Origin of the sequence: Stenotrophomonas sp. SORGH_AS_0282, from assembly GCF_030818125.1 — a bacterium.
Classification (GTDB): Bacteria; Pseudomonadota; Gammaproteobacteria; order Xanthomonadales; family Xanthomonadaceae; genus Stenotrophomonas; species Stenotrophomonas rhizophila_A.
In genome coordinates, this window is record NZ_JAUTAB010000001.1 from 636,890 (window position 1) to 659,103 (window position 22,214).

The following is a 22,214-nucleotide window of genomic DNA, read 5'->3' on the forward strand; positions in this document are numbered from 1 at the left end:
TGCCGCGCGGGCCAGGGCCGTCCCGCGCTGGTAGGCTGCACGCCCCCTCCCGTCGATGCCCCGGTTGACCGCGAAGTGATCGAGTTCCAGCGCCTGCACAAATCCTATGCCGTCGGCGGCCGCGCGATCGCCGCGCTGCAGCCGCTGGACCTGACCATCGAGGCCGGCGAAGTGTTCGGCATCATTGGCCATTCCGGCGCGGGCAAATCGACCCTGATCCGGCTGATCAACCGGCTCGAAGAACCCACCGGTGGCCGCCTGCTGATCAATGGCGAGGACGTCACCGCGCTGGACCGCGACGGCCTGCGTGCGCTGCGCCGGAAGATCGGCATGATCTTCCAGCACTTCAACCTGCTGTCCTCGCGCACGGTGGCGGCCAACGTGGCCTTCCCGCTTGAGCTGGCCGGCACCCCGCGTGCGGACATCGACGCCCGTGTGAGCGAACTGCTGCATACCGTGGGCCTGGAGGCGCACGCCAACAAGTATCCGGCACAGCTGTCCGGCGGCCAGAAGCAGCGCGTCGGCATCGCCCGCGCCCTGGCCACCCGCCCGCAGATCCTGCTGTGCGACGAAGCGACCAGCGCGCTCGACCCGCAGACCACCGCCTCGGTGCTGAAGCTGCTGGGGCGGATCAACCGCGAGCTGGGCCTGACCATCGTGCTGATCACCCACGAGATGGATGTGATCCGCCGCGTCTGCGACCGCGTGGCCGTGCTCGATGCCGGACACTTGGTGGAGACCGGCCCGGTCACCGAGGTGTTCCTGCACCCGCAGCACCCGACCACGCGCCGCTTCGTCAACGAATCCGAGCAGGTCGACGAAGGCGAGCTGCACAAGGATTTCGACGCCGTGGCCGGGCGCATCGTGCGCCTGACCTTCCTCGGTACCGATACCTATGAGCCGGTGCTGGGCCGGATCGCCCGCGAGACGGGGGTGGACTACAACATCCTGTCCGGCCGCATCGACCGGATCAAGGACACCCCGTATGGCCAGCTGACGGTATCGCTGGTGGGCGGCGACGTTCAGGCCGCGCAGGCCGGTTTCGTTGCGGCTGGTGTCCACCTTGAGGAGCTGCGTCGATGATCCTGGCCACTGCCGGCGGTTTCTTCCGCCACCTCGACGCCGCCAAGTGGGCCGATATCGGCCAGGCCACCGTCGACACCCTGCTGATGCTGGCCGGCTCACTGCCGCTCACGCTGGCCATCGGCCTGCCACTGGGCGTGCTGCTGTTCCTGACCGGTTCGCCGCAGCTGCACCGCAAGCCGGTGCTGTATGGCGGGCTGGCGCTGCTGGTCAACCTGCTGCGCTCGGTGCCCTTCATCATCCTGATGATCGTGCTGATTCCGATCACGCTGTGGATGATGGGCACCTCGCTCGGCGTACGCGGCGCGATCGTGCCGCTGGTCATCGGTGCCGCACCGTTCTACGCGCGCCTGGTGGAAACCGCGCTGCGCGAAGTGGACCGCGGCGTGATCGAAGCCAGCCAGGCGATGGGCGCCACCACCTGGCAGCTGGTCAGCCGGGTACTGCTGCCCGAAGCACGGCCGGGCCTCATTGCCGGTGCCACCGTCACCGTGATCGCGCTGATCGGCTTCACCGCCATGGGTGGCGCGATCGGCTCAGGTGGGTTGGGCGACCTGGCGTTCCGCGACGGCTACCAGCGCTCCCACACCGACGTGGCCCTGGTCACCGTGGTGCTGCTGCTGGTGCTGGTCCAGCTGCTGCAGATGCTGGGCGATTGGCTGGTGGGGCGGTATTCGCGCAAGTAAGGGGCGTACCTGGCGCAATCATTGAGCCTGGCGATACGAACCGGCGATCGGATTGATCCGACGTTCGACCGCGTCGGCATTGCGTGATCCGCGTCTGTGCTATATTCCGTTCAGCGTATTACGCTTCGCGGAATGATCCAGTCCTTCCGCTGCCGCCACACGCTTGCCCTGTTCGAAGGCCGATGCCCACGGCGGTTCCGCAGCATCCAGGCGGTTGCCGAGCGCAAGCTGCAGATGCTGGACGCGGCGCAGACCCTGCAGTTCCTGCGCAGTCCGCCCGGCAACCGTCTTGAAGCGCTGGCGGGCGAACGACGAGGGCAGTTCAGCATCCGCATCAATGTCCAATGGCGCGTGTGTTTCACCTGGACGGATGCAGGTCCGTGCCATGTCGAAATCGTTGATTACCACTGAGGATGCCGACCATGAGCCGTGCCGCCAACAAACTGAGGGCCATCCACCCGGGCGAAATCCTGCGGGAGGAATTCATGGCGCCGCTCGAGCTGAGCATCAATGCGCTCGCGCGTGCCCTGGACGTGCCGGCCACCCGGCTGCATGCCATCGTGCATGAAACCAGGGGCGTCACCGCGGATACGGCGGCCCGGCTGGCGCGCCATTTCGGCGGTGACGCCGCCTCGTGGCTCGCACTGCAGGCCGAATACGACCTCAAGACCCTGTCTACGTGGCAGGACATCGAACGCAGGGTCATGCCGCGCGTTGCGGCCTGATCACCTTACGTTCGGAACCTCGTAGCCCAGGCGGTCCACCTGCTCGGGGTGCTGCGGCACGCGCTTGAGCTTGTCGGTGTTGACCCCGTACTGGTCGCGCAGGCGCGTGGCCAGTTCCTTGTACAGGTCCTTGTCCATGTCCGGCTTGCGCGCGAAGATCCAGGCCATCTCGCGGCCCGGGTACCCCAGCATCGCCCACGAATAATCCGGCGCCACTTCCAGTACGCGGGTATGGGTCGGCACCACCTTGTAGAACCAGGTGCGCCAGTTGTGGTTGCCGCTTTCCTCGTCCACGGAGGCGCGCACGGTCAGTTCCTGCTGCGGCTGCGAGAAGCCATCGCGGAAGCGATACGTGATGGCCACCTTCTGGTCGCCGCGCAGCGTGTACTGGTTGACGCTGGCCACGTGGCCGCGCTCGACCGGGTTCGGCACGCGGCCGATGACGTACCAGGTACCCATGAACTTCTGCAGGTCGATCGGCGCGCTGGCCGGGGTGCTGACCGTCGGCACCGGGGTCGGCTTGCTGTCGCCGAACGCACAGGCGGACAGCAGCGACAGCGTCGACAGCAGCAGGACAACGCGATGCGGGCGGTTCGAAGACATGCGGCGAAAAGCTCCAGTGGTGGTACAGGCCATGGGTCGGTCAGCGTGGCTGCAGGCATGGTGGGTGGGACGGAAGAGAACGTCAATGGCGGGAATGCGAAGGTCGCAGCCTGTGAGATGGCAGCGCGGCAAGGTGACGCATCACTTTCGCATGGAGCCCTGTCATGACCCTGTCGTCTTCGCGCCGTTCCCGCACCCCGCAGCCTGGCACCCGCGCCCTGCAGGCCCCCGATCCCCGCATCCTGCGGGGCGTTCGCCAGGTGGCCCTGGCCGGCTTGGCCGTCGTGCTGGTCTGGCCGGCCGCGCGTGGCAGCAGTGAATGGGTGGGGTGGTTGCCGATGTGGCTGGTCGGCATGCCGTGCCTGGCGTGGTGGAGCCTGTACCGCTTCCGCCTGCCGACGTCGCTGTTGGCCTGGCAGGCCCGCCGCCGGCGCGGCCCGCAGGCGCGCCGCCGGGTCCGCCGCGCGGCTCCCCGCCTTCGCCCTGACCTTCGACAGGGGGGAGCGGGGCAGGCCGTGTGATAGCGTCCGGGGGATATGACCGCCTGGAGCCGCAATGTCACGACTCGCCTCTGCCTGCCTGATGGCAGGCCTGTTCTCTGCTGGTGCCGCTGGAACCGCGATGGCCGCTGAGACCCCTGCAGATCCCTACGCCTGGCTGGAAGATGTCACCGGCGACAAGTCCTTGGACTGGGTCAAGCAGCAGAACGCCAAGTCCGAAGGCCGCCTGGCCCAGACCCCGGCCTTCAAGCAGATGGAAGCCAGCATCCGCGAGGTGCTCGATTCGGATGCCAAGATTCCCGGCGTGCAGAAGATCGGCGAGTACTACTACAACTTCTGGAAGGACAAGCAGCACGAGCGCGGCCTGTGGCGGCGCACCACGCTGGATGAGTACCGCAAGCCTGCCCCGAAGTGGGAGACCGTGCTCGACCTGGACGCGCTGAACAAGGCCGAGGGCGAGAACTGGGTGTGGCACGGTGCCGAATGCCTGCGCCCGGAGTACACCCGCTGTCTCATCGCGCTGTCGCGCGGTGGCGCCGATGCCGACGTGACCCGCGAATTCGACCTGGCCAACAAGCGCTGGATCAAGGACGGCTTCTTCCGTCCCGAATCCAAGGGCGGGCTGGGCTGGATCGACCGCGACACCGTGTTCGTCTACACCGATTTCGGCAAGGACAGCATGACCACCTCCGGCTACCCGCGGGTGGCCAAGCTGTGGAAGCGCGGCACGCCGCTGTCGGCGGCCAGCGTGGTCTACGAAGGCAAGTCCGATGACATGTACATCGCGGCGATGCACGACGATACGCCCGGCTATGAGCGCAACCTGGTCAGCCGCACGCTGGCCTTCTACAACAACGAGATCTACCTGCGCGCCGACGATGGCACGCTGACCAGGATCGATGCGCCGAACTCGGCCGAGAAGGGTCTGCGGAAGCAGTGGCTGACCCTGGAGCTGCGCGATCCGTGGACGGTGGGTGGCAAGACCTATGCCGCCGGTTCGCTGCTGATCACCAAGCTGGACGACTTCATTGCCGGCAAGCGCGACTTCGAGGTGCTGTTCGCCCCCACCGCGACCACCTCGCTGGCCGGCTCGAGCTGGACGAAGAACCATCTGGTGCTGAACGTGCTTGATGACGTCAAGAGCCGCCTGCAGGTGCTGACGCCGTCGGCCGAGGGTTGGAAGAAGAGCGACTTCACCGGCGCGCCCTCGTTCGGCACCGTGGCGGTAGGCGCGGTGGATGCCGACGAAAGCGATGCGGTGTGGATGACCGTCACCGACTACCTGACCCCGACCACCCTGGCGCTGGCAGAGATCGGAAAGCAGCCGGAAGTGCTCAAGACCATGCCGGCGTTCTTCGATGCCGAAGGCAAGGTGATCGAGCAGCACTTCGCCACCAGCAAGGACGGCACCCGCGTGCCGTACTTCGTGGTGCATGCCAAGGACATGAAGCTGGACGGGTCCAACCCGACCCTGCTGTACGGTTACGGCGGCTTCGAGATCTCGCTGACCCCGTCGTACTCCGGCGGCATGGGCCGCGCCTGGCTGGAAAAGGGCGGCGTGTACGTGGTGGCCAACATCCGTGGCGGTGGCGAGTACGGCCCGCGCTGGCACCAGGCGGCGCTGAAGCAGAACCGGCACAAGGCGTATGAGGACATGGCCGCGGTCGCCCGCGACCTGGTGAGCCGGAAGATCACCTCGCCCCGGCACCTGGGCGTGCAGGGCGGCAGCAACGGTGGCCTGCTCACCGGCAACATGCTCACCCAGTACCCGGAGCTGTTCGGGGCGGTGGTGGTGCAGGTGCCGCTGCTGGACATGAAGCGCTACAGCCACCTGCTGGCCGGCGCCTCGTGGATGGCCGAATACGGCAACCCTGACACCGCCGACTGGGCGTACATTCAAACCTTCTCGCCGTACCACCTGTTCGATCCGAAGAAGACGTATCCTCCGGTGCTGTTCACCACCTCGACCCGTGACGACCGCGTCCACCCGGGCCATGCCCGCAAGATGGCGGCGAAGATGATCGAGGCGGGCAAGGACGTCACCTACTACGAGAACATCGAAGGCGGCCACGGCGGCGCGGCGAACAATGCGCAGGCCGCGCACATGTCGGCGCTGGCCTACAGCTTCCTGTGGGAACAGTTGAAATAAGAAGGTGTGCCGACCGACGGTCGGCACCTACCCTCGGTAGCCACCGACCGTTGGTCGGTGCACGCCTCCGGGTGGTGGGGCGTCTGGTTGGCTCCACCCCTTTTGAACGCCGCGCGTGATGCGCGGCGTTTTTTTTCAGCCCTTCCAGGTTTCCAGGCCGCGCGTGATCCTTGCCACGGCTTCCTCCAATCGCGGAATTTCCTGCGTATACGCCAGCCGCACGTGCTGGTTGGCGCGGTAATGCCCGAAATCCAGGCCCGGGGTGAACGCCACGTGCTCGGTTTCCAGGAAGTGCGCGCAGAAGGCCTGCGCGTCATCGGTGAACCCGCTGACGTCGCAATAGAGATAGAACGCGCCTTCCGGTTCGACCTCGATGCGGAAGCCCAAGGCCCGAAGGGCGGGCAGCAGGTAGTCGCGACGTGCCTGGAAGGCGTGGCGGCGCTGCTCGAAGATGGCGATGGTGTCCGGCTCGAAGCAGGCCAGCGCGGCATGCTGGGCGATACTGGAGGCGCTGATGTACAGATTCTGGGCCAGCTTCTCCAGGTCTGCCACGGCCTGCGGCGGTGCCACCAGCCAGCCCAGCCGCCAGCCGGTCATGCCGAAGTACTTGGAGAAGCTGTTGAGCACGAACGCGTCGTCGTCGACCTGCAGCACGCTGGGCGCATCCATGCCGTAGGTGAGGCCGTGGTAGATCTCATCCACCACCAGGTGGCCGCCACGCGCCTTCAACGACTGCGACAGCGCAGCCAGCTGCGCCGCCGACAACACCGTACCGGTCGGGTTGGCTGGTGACGCCACCAGCGCACCGACGCTGGCGGCATTCCAATGGGTGTCCACCAGGGATGGGGTCAACTGGTAGGCGGTGTGCGGCCCCACCGGCACCAGTTGCGCCGCGCCTTCCACCAGCCGCAGGAAATGGCGGTTGCACGGGTAGCCCGGGTCGGCCAGCAGCCAATGGCGGTCGGGATCGACCAGCAGGCTGCTGGCCAGCAACAGCGCGCCCGAGCCGCCGGGGGTGACCAGGATCCGCTCCGGGTCCAGGTCCAGGTTGTAGCGGGTGCCGTAGAACCCGGCGATGGCCGCACGCAGGGCCGGCAGCCCGCGCGCGGCGGTGTAGCGGGTATGCCCGGCGGCCAGCGCGGCCTGGCCGGCCTGCACGATGGGCGCGGCCGTGGTGAAGTCCGGCTCGCCGATTTCCAGGTGGATCACATCATGGCCGGCCTGTTCCAACGCCTGCGCGCGGGCCAGCAGGGACATCACGTGGAAGGGTTCGATTTCCTGGCTGCGGCGGCTGTAGCCGGCCGTGGGGATGCGGGTGCTCATGCACCCCATGATAGGCGAGGGCCTGCGCGCTTGCCGTGGGTGCCGCCGCGCCGCCAGACTGGCCACCATTGCATTCACTGGCAAGGAGCCCTATCTCGTGAAATTCCCCCTTCCTTTTCTGGTTGCCACCCTGATGACCGCTTCCGTGCATGCCGCCCCCGCGCTGACCCCACCCGACGCCGAGAAGCATCCGCACGCGGTCACCACTCCGTTCGGTGCGACCCGCAATGACGATTACTACTGGCTGCGGGACGACAAGCGCGAAGCGCCGGCCATGCTGGCCTATCTGAATGCGGAGAACGCCTACACCGACCAGGTGATGGCCCCGCTCAAGCCGCTGCAGGACACCCTGTACAAGGAGATCGTCGGCCGCATCAAGCAGGACGATGCCAGCGTGCCGGCGCGCGAGCGCGGCTACTGGTATTACAGCCGCTACGAAACCGGCAAGGACTACCCGATCCAGGCGCGCCGCAAGGGCAGCATGGACGCGCCGGAAGAAATCCTGCTCGACCTCAACGTGATGGCCGAAGGCAAGGGCTATTTCGACGTGGGCGATGCCGACGTCAGCCAGGACAACCACCTGCTGGCCTGGGCCGAGGATGACGTGGGCCGCCGCCAGTATGTGATCCGTTTCAAGGACCTGCGCACCGGCGAGGTGCTGCCGGACCGCATTGAGAACGTCTCCGCCAACGTGGTCTGGGCCGACGACAACCGCACGCTGTTCTATGTGGAAAACGACCCGGAAACCCTGCTCACCGTGCGGGTGAAGAAGCACGTGCTGGGTACCCCGACCCACAGCGACGTGCTGGTGTACGAGGAAGCGGACGACAGCTTCTACATGGGCGTGGGCCGCACCCGTGACGACCGCTTCATCACCATCGACCTGCACAGCACCGTCAGCTCGGAAAGCCGCTACGCACCCGCCGCCAACCCGCAGCAGTTCACGGTGCTGGCGCCGCGTGCGCGCGATGTGGAATACGACGCCGACCATTTCGGTGGGCGCTGGGTGATCCGCACCAACGATGCCGGTGCGAAGAACTTCAAGATCGTCACCGCGCCCACCGAGGCCACCGCACGCAGCCAGTGGACCGACTGGGTTGCGCACGATGACAACGTGCTGGTGGAGGGCTTCGAACTGTTCGACGGCTTCACCGCGATCGCCGAGCGCTCCAACGCGCTGGAGCGGGTGCGCCTGCTGTTCGCCGATGGGCGCCAGGACTACGTCAAGGCCGACGAGCCGGCGTACTCCATGGGGCTGGCCGCCAATCCCGAAGCGGATACACCGTGGCTGCGCTATGCCTACACCTCGCTGACCACGCCGACCACCACCTACGAGCTCAACACCACCACCGGTGAGCGCCGCCAGCTCAAGCAGCAGCCGGTGATCGGCTATGACCCGGCGCAGTACACCACCGAACGGGTGTGGGTGACCGCGCGTGACGGCGCCAAGGTGCCGGTGTCGCTGGTCTACCGCAACGGTTTCAGGAAGGACGGCACGGGCGCGCTGTATCAGTACGCCTACGGCAGCTATGGCATGTCGATGGACCCGGGTTTCAACCAGACCGTGGTCAGCCTGCTCGATCGCGGCGTGGTGTATGCCATCGCGCACATCCGCGGCGGCGAGGAAATGGGCCGCGCCTGGTACGAGGACGGCAAGCTGTTGAAGAAGCAGAACACCTTCAACGACTTCGTCGATGTCACCCGCGAACTGGTCCGGCAGGGCTATGCCGCCAAGGACCGGGTGGCCGCGTCCGGTGGCAGCGCCGGCGGCCTGCTGATGGGTGCGGTGGCCAACCAGGCCCCGCAGGATTACCGGGTGATGGTGGCACAGGTGCCGTTCGTGGACGTGGTGACCACCATGCTGGATGCCAGCATCCCGCTCACCACCAACGAATACGACGAGTGGGGCAACCCGGAAAACCGCGAGTACTACGACTACATGCTGGGTTACTCCCCGTATGACAACGTGCAGCGCCAGGCCTACCCGTCGCTGTTCGTCGGCACCGGGTTGTGGGATTCGCAGGTGCAGTACTGGGAGCCGGCCAAGTGGGTGGCGCGCCTGCGCGACGACAACACCGGCACCGCGCCGATCGTGTTCCGCACGAACATGGAAGCCGGCCACGGCGGCAAGTCCGGCCGCTTCCAGCGTTACCTGGAGCTGGCCGAGTCGTATGCGTTCGTGCTCGACCAGCTGGGCGTCGATACGGCGCCGTAACGCTGCGTGCCGGCGCCGACCATCGCGGTCGGCGCCGGGCCTCGCTATCCTCACGGCATGACCCTCCCCGAACGCCCCGAGCACCCCGATGCCGCGCCTGCGCGGCCACCGGTGCGCTTCCGCTGGGCCTGGTGGTTGCTTGCCTATGCCAGCCTGGGCACCGGCATCGTCGGCATCTTCGTGCCCGGCCTGCCGACCACGGTGTTCGTCCTGATTTCGGCCTGGGCCGCCTCACGCGGTTCCGAGCGCCTGCACACCTGGCTGCTGCAGCACCCACGGTTCGGCCCGGCCATTGGAAACTGGCAGGCGCATGGCGCGGTCAGCCGCAAGGGCAAGTGGATGGCCACCCTGACCATGGCGGTGTGCGCCAGCATCATGTTGTGGTGCGTGCCGATCGCCTGGGTGAAGTGGCTGTCGATCGGCTGCATGACGGTGGTGGCGGCGTGGCTGTGGACCCGGCCGTTGCCGCCCTAGCACTGCCCGGGCCGGCCAACGGCCGCCGCTACCCGTGGTGGCAGTCACCGGTCCGGGCGCACCGGTCCCATCTGGGCGTTCATTGAATCGGCACACCTGTCCTTTCGCGCGCCGCTATACTCGGGCCATGAGCATCCCCCATCGCAATCGCATCCTGATTCCGTTGGCAGCGCTGGCGCTGCTGTTCCTTTCGGCCTGTGGCAACAAGGGCCCGCTGGTCATGCCGCAGAAGCCGGTGCCGGTCGAAGAGCAGGCCGTCGAGCCGGCCGCCGATGCCGAGGCGGTACCGGAAGACACCAACGCCACCGACGATCCGCCGGTCGTGCCCGATCCGGTCGACCCGCAGCTCAACTCCGACGACGGGAATGAGTAAGGCCGCCTCCACCGCGCTGCGCTTCAGCAAGATGCACGGCGCGGGTAACGACTTCGTCGTGCTCGACCTGCGCGACGGTACCCCGGCACCCACCCCGGCATTGGCGGCCCAGCTGGCCAACCGCCACACCGGCGTCGGTTGCGACCAGATCCTGACCATCGAACCGCCGCGCGCGGAAGGCTCGGTGGCGGCCTACCGCATCTGGAATTCGGACGGCTCGCAGTCCGAACAGTGCGGCAACGGCGCGCGCTGCGTCGCGGCCTGGCTGGTGCGCGATGGTGCGGCGCAGGGCGAACGTTTCAACATCGACAGCCCGCTCGCCACCCACGCCATTGAACGTATCGGCGCCGATCACTACGCGGTGGCCATGGGCGTGCCGCGCTTCGAACCGGACCAGGTGCCGTTGCTGGGCTTTGCCCGTGCGCGCGAGGAATACCTGCTGCCGCTGCAGGGCGATACCGTGCGCTTTGGCGCGGTCTCCATGGGCAACCCGCATGCCGTGATCGAAGTCGGCCTGGTCGACGCCGCACCGGTCGAACGGCTGGGGCCCCTGCTGCAGCAGCACGCGACCTTCCCGCAGTCGGTCAATGTCGGCTTCGTGCAGGTGGTCGATCCGCAGCATGCGCGCCTGCGCGTGTTCGAACGCGGCGTCGGCGAAACGCTGGCCTGCGGCAGTGGCGCCTGCGCCGCCGCCGTGGTGATGATGCAGCGCGGCCGCCTGCAGCGCGACGCCACGGTGTCGCTGCCCGGTGGCGACCTGCGCCTGCGTTGGCCGGCCGACGACGCCCAGGTGGTGATGTCCGGCCCGGCTGCATTCGTCTTCGAAGGGGAGTGGAACGCATGAGCGACACCATCGAGAAGATCGGCGCACATGAAGTCGCCGCGTGGCTGCGCCGGCACCCGGCGTTCCTGAAGCAGTTCCCGGACCTGGCCTTGACCCTGGTGGTGCCGCGCGACGATGGCCCCACCGCGTCGCTGGCCAGCTACCAGCTGGAAGTGCTGCGCGACAAGAACCGCGAGCTGTCGCGCCGGCTGGCCGACCTGGCGGCCAACGCGCAGGTCAACGAACGCCTGGCCGTGCGCACCCACCAGCTCACGCTGGCACTGATGAAGCAGGACAGCGCCGCCGATACCCTGCGCGCGATGGCCGCCTCGCTGGAGGAAGACTTCGCCGGTGACCTGGTACGGCTGGTGGTGTTGCACCCGGTGCAGGGCCTGGAGCAGGCGCCGTGGCTGCAGGTGATCGAAGAAGGCAGCCCGCTGCTGGCCTCGTTCCGCGATTGCCTGAAGGATGGCGAGCCGATCTGCGGCCGCCTGCAGCCGGAGAAGAACACGGTGCTGTACGGCGGGCGCGTGGATGAAGTGCAGTCCAGCGCATTGCTGCCGTTGCCGGGCGTGGGCCTGATCGCGGTGGGCAGCCATGATGGCAACCGTTTCTACCCGGGCATGGGCACGCTGTTCCTGCGCATGATGGGCGAGGCGCTGGCCGTGGCCCTCAAGCGCTTCGACCCGGCCTGAGACCGCGCCGGCGGCATCCCGCATGAACGCCGTCCAGGATTTCCTCGGGTACCTGCAGGTGGAGCGCCGCGCATCGGCGCACACGCTGGATGCCTACCGCCGTGACCTGGCCGCGCTCGATGCCTGGGCGATCCAGCAGGAGGGCAGCGCGGAAGGGCTCGATGGCGCGCAGCTGCGCCAGTTCATCGCGGCCGAACACCGCCGCGGGCTGGCGCCAAAATCACTGCAGCGCCGGCTGTCGGCCTGCCGCAGTTTCTACGCGTGGCTGCTCAAGCACCACCGCATCGCAGTCAGTCCCGCTGCCGGCCTGAAGGCCCCGAAGGCACCGCGCAAATTGCCGCAGGTGCTCGATGCCGACGAAGCGGTGCGCCTGGTGGAACTGCCCACCGATGCACCGCTCGGTCTGCGCGATCGCGCGCTGCTCGAACTGTTCTATTCCTCCGGCCTGCGTCTGAGCGAACTTTGCGCGCTGATCTGGCGCGACCTGGATTTCGCCACCGGTCTGGTCAACGTGCTCGGCAAGGGCAATCGCCAGCGTCGCGTGCCGTTTGGTTCGCACGCGCGCGAGGCGCTGCTGGGATGGCGTGCGGAGAGCGGCGGCGGCGATGCGCAGCCGGTGTTCCCCGGGCGCAAGGGCGGGCCGATCACCCAGCGCGCCGTGCAGATCCGCATCCGCCAGCTGGCCCAACGCCAGGGCCTGTTCAAGCACGTGCACCCGCACATGCTGCGGCACAGTTTCGCCAGCCATATCCTCGAATCCTCCGGTGACCTGCGCGGCGTGCAGGAGCTGCTGGGTCATGCCGATATCGCCACCACGCAGATCTACACCCACCTGGATTTCCAGCACCTGGCCAAGGTCTACGACGCCGCGCACCCACGGGCGAAGCGGCGCACGGGCGACAACGAAAGCTGAACCGGACCACTGCGTCACCCGGGCGCAGGGCAGGGCGGCTTGAAGGATCGGCCGGTGGCCCCACCTCTGTTCTTGTCACCCCGGAGGCTCCATGGACCCCAGTCAGAACCCCAACGTGTTTCACGCCACCACCATCATTTCGGTGCGCCGCAACGGTCATGTCGCCGTCGCCGGCGATGGCCAGGTCACCCTCGGCCACACCGTCATGAAGGGCAACGCGCGCAAGGTGCGCCGCCTGGGCCGCGAGGGCCAGGTGCTGGCCGGATTCGCCGGTGCCGCCGCCGACGCCTTCACCCTGTTCGAGCTGTTTGAAGCCAAGCTGGAAAAGCACGGCCAGCTGCAGCGTGCCGCCGTGGAGCTGGCCAAGGACTGGCGTACCGAACGCCGCCTGGGCAAGCTCGAAGCCCTGCTCGCCGTGGCCGACAAGGACACCTCGCTGATCATCAGCGGCACCGGTGACGTTATCGAACCGGAAGACGGCATCATCGCGATCGGTTCCGGCGGTTCCTACGCCTTGTCCGCCGCGCGCGCACTGCTGGCGCACACCGAACTGGACGCGCGCACCATCGCCACCGAATCGATCAACATCGCCGGCGACATCTGCATCTACACCAACCGCAACGTGGTGGTCGAGGAGCTTTGACCCTGCGGGTCAAATCGGTAGTGCCGACTGTTGGTCGGCAGCATGTATCAGCAGTAGTGCCGACTGTTAGTCGGCAGCATGTATCAGCAGTAGTGCCGACTGTTAGTCGGCAGCATGGATCAGCAGCCGACTAACAGTCGGCTCTACCGGTCGGCTCTACCTCACCGTTACGTCAGTGTCGCAGGCCCGGACAGCCCTGCCATTTTCCCCAGAATATTTTGTGAGCGCACCCATGCCGCACAACAACGAATCATCCTCCGCCACCATGACCCCGCGCGAAATCGTGCAGGAGCTGGACCGCCACATCGTCGGCCAGCACGACGCCAAGCGCGCCGTGGCCATCGCCCTGCGCAACCGCTGGCGGCGCATGCAGCTGCCAGCCGAGCTGCGCGATGAAGTGATGCCCAAGAACATCCTGATGATCGGCCCGACCGGCGTCGGCAAGACCGAAATCGCACGCCGCCTGGCCACCTTGGCCAAGGCCCCGTTCGTCAAGGTGGAAGCCACCCGCTTCACCGAAGTCGGCTACGTCGGCAAGGACGTCGAACAGATCATCCGTGACCTGGCCGATACCGCCGTCAAGCTGTACCGCGAAATGGCCAAGGTGCGCGTGCGCAACCAGGCCGAAGAGCGTGCCGAAGACCGCATCCTCGACGCACTGCTGCCGCGTCGTGCAGGCGGCATCGGCTTTGATCCGGAAGCCGCCCGCAACGAACCCTCCGCCCAGGACAACGAAACCCGCATCAAGTTCCGCCGCATGCTGCGCAACGGCGAGCTGGACGAGCGCGAGATCGAACTGGAAGTGGCCGCCAACATCGGCGTGGACATCATGACCCCGCCGGGCATGGAGGAAATGGGCCAGCAGCTGCGCCAGATGTTCTCCAGCCTGGGCGGCGGCAAGGCGCAGAAGCGCACCGTCACCATCAAGGCCGCGCGCCCGCTGCTGGTGGAAGAGGAAGCCGGCAAGCTGGTCAACGAAGACGACATCCGCAGCGCCGCGATCGACGCCTGCGAACAGCACGGCATCGTCTTCATCGACGAGATCGACAAGGTCGCCAAGCGCGGCGACAACGTCGGCGGCGGCGATGTCTCCCGCGAAGGCGTGCAGCGCGACCTGCTGCCGCTGGTGGAAGGCTCCAACGTGTCCACCAAGTACGGCACGGTCAAGACCGACCACATCCTGTTCATCGCCTCCGGCGCGTTCCACCTGGCCAAGCCGAGCGACCTGATTCCCGAACTGCAGGGCCGCTTCCCTATCCGCGTGGAACTGGGTGCCCTGAGCAAGCAGGATTTCGTCCGCATCCTGACCGAGCCCAAGGCCGCGCTGACCAAGCAGTACGAAGCGCTGCTGGCCACTGAAGGCGTGACCGTGAACTTCACCGAAGACGCCGTGGATCGCCTCGCCGAAATCGCGTTCCAGGTCAACGAGCGCCAGGAAAACATCGGCGCACGTCGCCTGCATACCGTGCTGGAACGCCTGCTCGATTCGCTGAGCTACGAAGCCCCGGACCGCGATGGCGAAACCCTGGCCATCGATGCGGCCTACGTCGACAAGCACCTGGGCGAGCTGGTCAAGGATCCGGACCTGAGTCGGTACATCCTGTAAGCGGCGGGTCAACGAGGCAGAGCCGGGCTTTGCCCGGCTGCTCTTCGCTCGAACGTCATGGCGCCTGATGGGCGGCTTCGGAACCTCTAAACGCCGGAATGTTGGCCGTGATCGTCGCGCAAACGCCTTCGGACGGTTGGGCCGCGCTACGCGCGGTGTCCGGCCAACGGCCGGGGCTACGAGTTGTTACGTAACGTCCGGAGATCTGGATATGCCAGCCGACGCCGATGGTTGATTGATCCCGATCCCAATGGCCCCGTAGAAATTCGTAGCCCCGGCCGTTGGCCGGACACCGCGCGCAGCGCGGCCCGAATGTCCGGAGCCGGTGACGTGACCGGTCGGATTCATGCGTCCGGGTGTAAACCCAGACCGAAACCACCCAGCAGTCACCCTTGTCGCCGGCACACGGGCGACATCGGACCAATCACGCCTCGTCGTCGGTCGGCAGGGCTTCGGGTGGGGCGCCCGGTACGAATACGCCGGGCTTTACGAAGGCGCCGAAAACGGCGTCCAGGGTCTGGGTGCCGTCGCGCTGCAGCTCGAACAGTTCCGGTTCCAGCATCGCGCTGTACAGCACGCCGGTCAGGCTGGTGCTGATGATGCGGGCCACCGTGTCCACGTCCACGCCCTCGCGCAGTTGCCCCAGCTCGCGCGCGCGCTCGAATGCCGCGCTGAAAATCGCCAGCTCCTCACGCGACGCCTCCAGCTGCAGCTGCTGCATGGCTTGGCTTTCCACCGAAAGATCGTTGCGCAGCATGATCTCCATCATGTTGCGCAGCCGCTCGTCCGTGGCCAGTTCCCGGAAGGAGACCAGCAGCGCCGAGCGCAGGTCCAGCACCGGTGTGTTGCGCCGTGACGAGGTCGTCCGCCGCAGCCGCTCGATGAACGGCACCCGCTCGCGGTCGATCATCGCCGTCAGGACTTCGGTCTTGTTCTTGAAATGCCAATACACCGCGCCACGGGTATAGCCCGCGCGCTCGCCGATCATCGCCAGGCTGGTGTTGGCGACCCCGAATTCGTGGAAACAGCTCTGGGCCGCATCCAGGATGCCTTCCCGGGTGGCCTGCGCCGCTTCTTTGGTTTTTCTGGCCATGGCGCTATGTGCACGTGCTGGATGAAACCGGCATGAATTGTACCCGTTTACAAACAAACATGCATGTATGTATATTTACGCCCCACTGCTAACCGGTGAGGCGTGCGCGTACCCGCGCGGGCCCGGCCACCCCCATTTTTCCGTTCCCGCTGCGAGCCTCCCATGTCCCGTACCCCGTACCGTCTTCTCGCGCTGTCCCTCGCGATCGCCCTGACCGTGTCCGCCTGCGGCGGGGGAGGTGAGGAGGGTCCGCAGGGTGGGCCGGGGCAAGTCACCGTGGCCACCCTGAAGGCCGAACAGGTCGGCCTCACCCGCGAACTGCCCGGCCGCACCAATGCCTTCCTGGTCGCCGAAGTGCGCCCGCAGGTCAGTGGCATCGTCGCCAAGCGGCTGTTCACCGAGGGCGGCCTGGTCACCGCCGGCCAGCCGCTGTACCAGGTCGATGACGCCAGCTACCGCGCCGATGCCAACAGTGCCCGCGCCCAGCTGGCCCGCGCCGAAGCCACCGCCAACGCCGCCCGCCTCAGCGCCAAGCGCATCACCGAGCTGGCCAAGGTCGATGCAGTCAGCAAGCAGGACCTGGAAAACGCCGTGGCCGCCCAGAAACAGGCCGAAGCCGATGTCGGCGCCGCCAAGGCCGCCCTGGACGCCGCCAACGTCACCTTGGGCTTCGCCCGGATCACCGCACCGATCAGTGGCCGCATCGGCAAGTCCAGCGTCACCCAGGGCGCGCTGGTCAGCGCCGGCCAGGCCGACGCATTGGCCACGGTGCAGCAGCTCGACCCGATCTACGTCGACCTGACCCAGTCGGCCAGCGAACTGCTGCAGCTGCGCCGCGAACTGGCCAGTGGCCGCCTGCAGGACAACCAGAGCCTGCCGGTGACCGTGCTGCTCGACGACGGTACCGAGTTCGACCACAAGGGCACCCTGGAATTCTCCGAAGTCAGCGTCGACCCCACCACCGGCAGCTACGCGCTGCGGGTCAAGGTCGCCAACCCCGACCAGGTGCTGATGCCCGGCATGTACGTGCGTGCCGTGGTCGGTAGTGGCGTGCGCGACAACGCGCTGCTGGTGCCCATGCAGGGCATCGCCCGCGACGCCAAGGGCGACACCAGCGCCATGGTGGTCGGCAAGGACAACAAGGTCGAAGTGCGCCCGGTCAAGGTCAGCCGCGCGCTGGGCAGCAAGTGGCTGGTCGAAGAGGGCCTGAAGCCCGGCGACAAGGTCATCGTTGAAGGCCTGCAGAAGATCCAGCCGGGCATGCCCGTGCAGGCCACCGAGATGGGCGCCGCACCGGCCAGGCCGGCAACGCCGGCGGCCGCGGCCGACAAGCAGTAAGCGGAGAACTCCATGGCTCGTTACTTTATTGATCGCCCCATCTTCGCGTGGGTGATTGCGATCATCATCATGCTCGCCGGTGCGCTGGCGGTGCTCAAGCTGCCGGTGTCGATGTACCCGGAAGTGGCACCGCCCGCCGTCGAGATCAGCGCCTCCTACCCGGGCGCATCGGCCAAGGTGGTCGAGGACTCGGTGACCCAGATCATCGAGCAGAACATGAAGGGCATCGATGGCCTGATCTACTTCTCCTCCAACAGCTCGGCCAATGGCCAGGCCACCATCACCCTGACCTTCGAAAGCGGCACCGATCCGGACATCGCCCAGGTCCAGGTGCAGAACAAGCTGCAGCTGGCCATGCCGCTGCTGCCGCAGGAAGTACAGCGCCAGGGCATCAACGTGGCCAAGTCCAGCAGCGGCTTCCTGCAGGTGATCGGCTTCGTCTCCAACGATGGCAGCATGGATGCCAACGACATTTCCGACTACGTCGGCTCCAATGTCGTCGATCCGCTCAGCCGCGTGCCGGGCGTCGGCAACATCCAGGTGTTCGGCGGCAAGTACGCCATGCGCATCTGGCTGGACCCCAACAAGCTGCACACCTACAAGCTGTCGGTGGACGAAGTCACCGCGGCGATCACCGCACAGAACGCCCAGGTGGCCATCGGCCAGCTCGGCGGCGCGCCGTCGGTGAAGGGCCAGCAGCTCAACGCCACCATCAACGCGCAGGACCGCCTGCAGACCCCGGAACAGTTCCGCAACATCCTGGTCCGCGGCGGTGCCGACGGCAGCGAGCTGCGCCTGGGCGATGTGGCCCGGGTCGAGCTGGGCGCCGAAAGCTATGACTTCGTGACCCGCTACAACGGCAAGCCGTCCAGCGGTATCGCGATCACCCTGGCCACCGGCGCCAACGCGCTGGATACCGCCAACGGCGTGCGCGCCGCGCTGGAGGACCTGAAGGAAAACTTCCCGGCCGGGCTGGAATCGGTAGTGCCGTATGACACCACCCCGTTCGTGCAGGTCTCGATCAAGGGCGTCATCAAGACCCTGATCGAAGCCATCGTGCTGGTGTTCGTGGTGATGTACCTGTTCCTGCAGAACTTCCGCGCCACCCTGATCCCCACCATCGCCGTACCGGTAGTGCTGCTGGGCACGTTCGGCATCCTGGCCGCGCTGGGCTTCTCGATCAACATGCTGACCATGTTCGCGATGGTGCTGGCGATCGGCCTGCTGGTGGACGATGCCATCGTGGTGGTGGAGAACGTCGAACGCATCATGTCCGAAGAAGGGTTGTCGCCGTTGGAGGCCACCCGCAAGTCGATGAGCCAGATCACCGGCGCGCTGGTCGGCATCGGCCTGGTGCTGTCGGCGGTGTTCGTCCCGATGGCCTTCATGAGCGGCTCCACCGGCGTCATCTACCGGCAGTTCTCCGCCACCATCGTGTCTGCCATGGCACTTTCGGTGCTGGTCGCCATCGTGCTCACCCCGGCGCTGTGCGCCACCATGCTCAAGCCGCTGAAGAAGGGCGAGCACCATGTGGCGCACAAGGGCCTGGCCGGTCGCTTCTTCGGCGGCTTCAACCGCGGCTTCGACCGTTCCAGCGAAACCTACCAGCGCGGGGTCAAGGGCATCCTGGCGCGGCCGTGGCGCTTCATGGCCATCTTCGTGGCCCTGGCCGTGGCGATGGGCGTGCTGTTCGCGCGCCTGCCCAGCTCGTTCCTGCCCAATGAAGACCAGGGCATCCTGATGGCGCTGGTGCAGACCCCGGTCGGCGCCACCCAGGAACGTACCCTGGAGGCGATGTACAAGCTGGAAGACCACTTCCTGAAGAACGAGACCGAAGCCGTGGAGTCGGTGTTCTCGGTGCAGGGCTTCAGCTTCGCCGGCATGGGCCAGAACGCGGGCATGGCCTTCATCAAGCTCAAGGACTGGAAGGAGCGTGATGCCGACCAGGGCGTAGGCCCGATCACCGGGCGCGCGATGGGCGCGCTGGGCCAGATCAAGGACGCCTTCATCTTCGCCTTCCCGCCGCCGGCCATGCCGGAGCTGGGCATCGGCTCGGGCTACACCTTCTTCCTGAAGGACAACAGCGGCCAGGGCCACGAGGCCCTGCTCAACGCGCGCAACCAGCTGCTCGGCGGCGCCGGGCAGAGCAAGCTGCTGGCCAACGTGCGCCCGAACGGCCAGGAAGACACCCCGCAGCTGCGCATCGACGTGGACGTGGAAAAGGCCAATGCACTGGGCCTGTCGACCAGCGCGATCAACAGCACCCTGGCCGCCGCGTGGGGCAGCAGCTACATCGATGACTTCATCGACCGTGGCCGGGTCAAGCGCGTGTACGTGCAGTCCGATGCGCCGTTCCGCATGAACCCGGACGACTTCAACCTGTGGTCGGTGAAGAACAACGCCGGCGAGATGGTGCCGTTCAGCGCCTTCGCCTCCAAGCGCTGGGACTATGGTTCGCCGCGCCTGGAGCGCTACAACGGCGTGTCGGCGATGGAAATCCAGGGCGAGCCCGCACCGGGCGTGGCCTCGGGCGATGCCATGGCCGAGATCGAACGCATCGCCAAGGACCTGCCGCCGGGCTTCGAGATCGAATGGACCGCGCTGTCCTACCAGGAACGCCAGGCCGGTTCGCAGACGCCGCTGCTGTACACGCTGTCGCTGCTGATCGTGTTCCTGTGCCTGGCCGCGCTGTATGAAAGCTGGAGCGTGCCGACCTCGGTGCTGCTGGTGGCGCCGCTGGGCATCCTCGGTGCGGTGCTGGCCAACACCTTGCGTGGCATGGAACGCGACATCTACTTCCAGGTGGCGATGCTGACCACGGTGGGCCTGACCAGCAAGAACGCGATCCTCATCGTGGAGTTCGCCAAGGAGAACCTGGAGAAGGGTGCAGGCGTGCTGGAAGCCACCATGCACGCGGTACGCGACCGCCTGCGGCCGATCATCATGACCTCGCTGGCATTCGGCCTGGGCGTGCTGCCGCTGGCCATTGCGTCGGGCGCCGGTTCGGGTGCGCAGCGCGCGATCGGTACGGGCGTGCTGGGCGGCATGATCGTCGGCACCGTGCTGGGGCTGTTCTTCATTCCGCTGTTCTTTGTGGTGGTGCAGAAGCTGTTCAACCGCGGCGCCCGGAGCGGTGGGTCCCGACCGTTGGTCGGGACGAACTCCAACGAAGGTGACACCCATGAATAAGGCTCTCCTTGCCCTGGCCATGACCGCCGCCCTCTCCGGCTGCGCCATGCTCGAGCCACGCAGCACCGAGGTCGCCCCGGCGATCCCGGAGCAGTGGCCGGCCACCACCTCCACCGCTGCGGCGGTGGAGGTGGCCGACATCGGCTGGCGCGACTACTTCGTCGACGAGCGGCTGCAATCGCTCATCGCCCAGTCGCTGGAGAACAATCGCGACCTGCGCGTGGCCGTGCTCAATGTGGACAAGGCGCGTGCGCAGTACCGCATCCAGCGTGCCGACCGGGTTCCCGCGCTCGGCGTGCAGGGGCAGATGACCCGCAGCGGTGGCGATGTGCCGGTCACCGAGCAGTTCAGCGCCAACCTCGGCGTGGTCGAGTTCGAACTGGATTTGTTCGGCCGTGTGCGCAACCTGAGCCAGGCGGCGCTGCAGCAGTACTTCGCCGAGGCGGCCAACCGCCGCAACGCGCAGCTGTCGCTGGTGGCCGAAGTGGCCAATGCGTGGTTGACCCTGGGCGCCGACAGCGAGCAGTTGAAGATCGCCGAGGCCACCCTGGCCACCTATGAGGATTCGCTGCGCCTGAGCGAGGCGCGCCACCAGCTGGGCGGTGCCTCGGCGCTGGAACTGAGCCAGACCCGCACGCTGGTGGAAACCGCGCGTACCGATGTTGCCCGCTACCAAGGCCAGGTCGCCCAGGACCGCAACGCGCTGGCGCTGCTGGCCGGTGGCCCGGTCGACGAGGCGTTGCTGCCCGCCAGCGAAGCCACCGACGTGGCCGCCGTGCGCGCGGTGCCGGCGGGCGTTCCCGGTGAGGTGCTGCTGCGCCGCCCGGACGTGATGGCGGCCGAGCACACGCTGCTGGCGGCCAACGCCAACATCGGCGCCGCACGCGCGGCGTTCTTCCCGTCGATCAGCCTCACCGGCAGCATTGGGTCCGCCTCGTCTGAACTGTCGGGGTTGTTCGATGCCGGCACCCGCGCGTGGAGCTTCATGCCCACGCTGAACCTGCCGATCTTCCAGGGCGGCAAACTGCGCGCCGGGCTGGGCGTGGCCAATGCCAACCGCGATATCGCGCTGGCGCAGTACGAGAAGGCGATCCAGTCCGGGTTCCGCGAGGCCGCCGACGCACTGGCGCTCAACGACAGCCTGGACGCGCAGCTGGCGTCACAGCAGGCGCTGGTGGCGGCGGCCGAACAGGCACGGACGCTGTCGCAGGCGCGCTATGACGCTGGGCTGGACAGCTTCCTGACCCTGTTGGACGCGCGGCGGACCGCGTACACCGCGCGGCAGTCGCTGGTGACCACGCAGTTGAACCGGTTGTCCAACCAGGTGGCCCTGTACAAGGTGCTGGGTGGCGGATGGTATGAACGCGGCGATGTGGCCGCGCGGTAACTACCGATTCCGTGCCTTTTCAAGGGCTTTGGCAGCATCGCGCGCAATCTGTTCGTAGGTGCGGCGAATCTCTTCCAGCCGCTCCTCGTCCAGTTCTTCAAGATCCAGCAGTTCGTTGTTGGCCTCCGCGGTCACCCGGATCAGCTCGTCGAGCTTGATCTGGATGGCGGCGGTATCGGCGTTCTGGCTGTGCTGGATGAGAAACACCATCAGGAACGTGATGATGGTGGTGCCGGTGTTGATCACCAGCTGCCAGGTGTCGTTGAACTTGAATACGGGCCCGCTCAGGGCCCAGATGAGCACGATGCTGACCGCACCGAGGAAGGTCCACGGCGTACCCGCCGCGTAGGACGCCTTCTTGGCGACGAGGTTGAACACGCTGCGAAGTTTCATGGG

General features: G+C 66.9%; 21 protein-coding genes. 17 read left to right on the forward strand and 4 right to left on the reverse strand.

Going from position 1 to position 22,214, the window contains the following annotated elements; all coding sequences use genetic code 11:
• The first annotated feature begins 75 nt into the window (after positions 1-75).
• The 4 genes from QE395_RS02775 (at position 76) to QE395_RS02790 (ending at position 2,494) form a co-directional block, all read left to right on the forward strand.
• Positions 76-1,083: a methionine ABC transporter ATP-binding protein gene (locus QE395_RS02775; RefSeq protein WP_249834390.1), complete on the forward strand. Its 1,008-nt coding sequence runs from the start codon at positions 76-78 to the stop codon at positions 1,081-1,083.
• Positions 1,080-1,769 (forward strand): methionine ABC transporter permease, encoded by a 690-nt coding sequence (locus tag QE395_RS02780; protein ID WP_068854074.1) that lies wholly within the window; start codon positions 1,080-1,082, stop codon positions 1,767-1,769. Before QE395_RS02775 ends, QE395_RS02780 begins: the two co-directional genes overlap by 4 nt.
• A gap of 132 nt (positions 1,770-1,901) precedes the next feature.
• Entirely contained in the window at positions 1,902-2,180 is a 279-nt protein-coding gene (locus tag QE395_RS02785) for a type II toxin-antitoxin system RelE/ParE family toxin (protein WP_068854073.1), read from the forward strand.
• Positions 2,181-2,191: 11 nt separating this feature from the next.
• On the forward strand, positions 2,192-2,494 hold the full coding sequence (locus QE395_RS02790) for a HigA family addiction module antitoxin (RefSeq protein ID WP_083214286.1): 303 nt from the start codon (positions 2,192-2,194) through the stop codon (positions 2,492-2,494).
• Here the strand turns inward: QE395_RS02790 and QE395_RS02795 are convergent, their stop codons facing one another.
• Positions 2,495-3,097, reverse strand: coding sequence for a lipocalin family protein (locus QE395_RS02795; protein ID WP_306987495.1), 603 nt, complete (start codon positions 3,095-3,097; stop codon positions 2,495-2,497).
• Between the two features lie 164 nt (positions 3,098-3,261).
• On the opposite strand from QE395_RS02795, the gene QE395_RS02800 reads away from it, so the two are divergent.
• The gene (locus tag QE395_RS02800; RefSeq protein ID WP_093533995.1) at positions 3,262-3,618 is read left to right on the forward strand and encodes a hypothetical protein; all 357 of its coding nucleotides are present in this window, start codon (positions 3,262-3,264) and stop codon (positions 3,616-3,618) included.
• 34 nt (positions 3,619-3,652) lie between these two features.
• Entirely contained in the window at positions 3,653-5,746 is a 2,094-nt protein-coding gene (locus tag QE395_RS02805) for a prolyl oligopeptidase family serine peptidase (RefSeq protein WP_306987496.1), read from the forward strand.
• 135 nt (positions 5,747-5,881) lie between these two features.
• Here QE395_RS02805 and QE395_RS02810 read toward each other — a convergent pair whose 3' ends face one another.
• Positions 5,882-7,069: a pyridoxal phosphate-dependent aminotransferase gene (locus tag QE395_RS02810; RefSeq protein ID WP_306987497.1), complete on the reverse strand. Its 1,188-nt coding sequence runs from the start codon at positions 7,067-7,069 to the stop codon at positions 5,882-5,884.
• A gap of 133 nt (positions 7,070-7,202) precedes the next feature.
• Between QE395_RS02810 and QE395_RS02815 the strand changes: the two genes are divergently transcribed.
• The 8 genes from QE395_RS02815 (at position 7,203) to hslU (ending at position 14,811) form a co-directional block, all read left to right on the forward strand.
• The gene (locus QE395_RS02815; RefSeq protein WP_306987498.1) at positions 7,203-9,284 is read left to right on the forward strand and encodes a S9 family peptidase; all 2,082 of its coding nucleotides are present in this window, start codon (positions 7,203-7,205) and stop codon (positions 9,282-9,284) included.
• Positions 9,285-9,341: 57 nt separating this feature from the next.
• On the forward strand, positions 9,342-9,758 hold the full coding sequence (locus QE395_RS02820; protein ID WP_306987499.1) for a YbaN family protein: 417 nt from the start codon (positions 9,342-9,344) through the stop codon (positions 9,756-9,758).
• A 127-nt stretch (positions 9,759-9,885) separates the two neighbouring features.
• The gene (locus tag QE395_RS02825; RefSeq protein WP_068854065.1) at positions 9,886-10,131 is read left to right on the forward strand and encodes a lipoprotein; all 246 of its coding nucleotides are present in this window, start codon (positions 9,886-9,888) and stop codon (positions 10,129-10,131) included.
• Positions 10,124-10,975, forward strand: coding sequence for a diaminopimelate epimerase (dapF, locus tag QE395_RS02830; protein ID WP_306987500.1), 852 nt, complete (start codon positions 10,124-10,126; stop codon positions 10,973-10,975). The genes QE395_RS02825 and dapF overlap by 8 nt, the downstream gene beginning before the upstream one ends.
• The gene (locus QE395_RS02835; protein ID WP_068854063.1) at positions 10,972-11,649 is read left to right on the forward strand and encodes a DUF484 family protein; all 678 of its coding nucleotides are present in this window, start codon (positions 10,972-10,974) and stop codon (positions 11,647-11,649) included. Before dapF ends, QE395_RS02835 begins: the two co-directional genes overlap by 4 nt.
• Before the next feature lie 22 nt (positions 11,650-11,671).
• Positions 11,672-12,562: a tyrosine recombinase XerC gene (gene xerC, locus QE395_RS02840; RefSeq protein WP_093533981.1), complete on the forward strand. Its 891-nt coding sequence runs from the start codon at positions 11,672-11,674 to the stop codon at positions 12,560-12,562.
• Between the two features lie 91 nt (positions 12,563-12,653).
• The gene (gene hslV / locus QE395_RS02845) at positions 12,654-13,205 is read left to right on the forward strand and encodes an ATP-dependent protease subunit HslV (RefSeq protein WP_017356659.1); all 552 of its coding nucleotides are present in this window, start codon (positions 12,654-12,656) and stop codon (positions 13,203-13,205) included.
• 232 nt (positions 13,206-13,437) lie between these two features.
• The gene (hslU, locus tag QE395_RS02850) at positions 13,438-14,811 is read left to right on the forward strand and encodes an ATP-dependent protease ATPase subunit HslU (RefSeq protein ID WP_306987502.1); all 1,374 of its coding nucleotides are present in this window, start codon (positions 13,438-13,440) and stop codon (positions 14,809-14,811) included.
• A 424-nt stretch (positions 14,812-15,235) separates the two neighbouring features.
• On the opposite strand, the gene QE395_RS02855 is transcribed toward hslU, so the two are convergent.
• Positions 15,236-15,904 carry a TetR family transcriptional regulator gene (locus QE395_RS02855; RefSeq protein WP_068854060.1) on the reverse strand — a complete coding sequence of 223 codons (669 nt, stop codon included), beginning with the start codon at positions 15,902-15,904 and terminating at the stop codon, positions 15,236-15,238.
• A gap of 162 nt (positions 15,905-16,066) precedes the next feature.
• Here QE395_RS02855 and smeD point away from each other — a divergent pair, with 162 nt between their 5' ends.
• From smeD to QE395_RS02870, 3 genes are read left to right on the forward strand one after another with little or no spacing between them, the layout of a single operon-like run.
• On the forward strand, positions 16,067-17,242 hold the full coding sequence (gene smeD, locus QE395_RS02860) for a multidrug efflux RND transporter periplasmic adaptor subunit SmeD (protein ID WP_306987504.1): 1,176 nt from the start codon (positions 16,067-16,069) through the stop codon (positions 17,240-17,242).
• Between the two features lie 12 nt (positions 17,243-17,254).
• Entirely contained in the window at positions 17,255-20,431 is a 3,177-nt protein-coding gene (gene smeE / locus QE395_RS02865; RefSeq protein ID WP_306987505.1) for a multidrug efflux RND transporter permease subunit SmeE, read from the forward strand.
• On the forward strand, positions 20,424-21,818 hold the full coding sequence (locus QE395_RS02870; RefSeq protein ID WP_249833135.1) for an efflux transporter outer membrane subunit: 1,395 nt from the start codon (positions 20,424-20,426) through the stop codon (positions 21,816-21,818). Before smeE ends, QE395_RS02870 begins: the two co-directional genes overlap by 8 nt.
• On the opposite strand, the gene QE395_RS02875 is transcribed toward QE395_RS02870, so the two are convergent.
• On the reverse strand, positions 21,819-22,211 hold the full coding sequence (locus QE395_RS02875) for a low affinity iron permease family protein (RefSeq protein WP_306990402.1): 393 nt from the start codon (positions 22,209-22,211) through the stop codon (positions 21,819-21,821). It lies immediately after the preceding gene.
• Positions 22,212-22,214 lie beyond the last annotated feature (3 nt).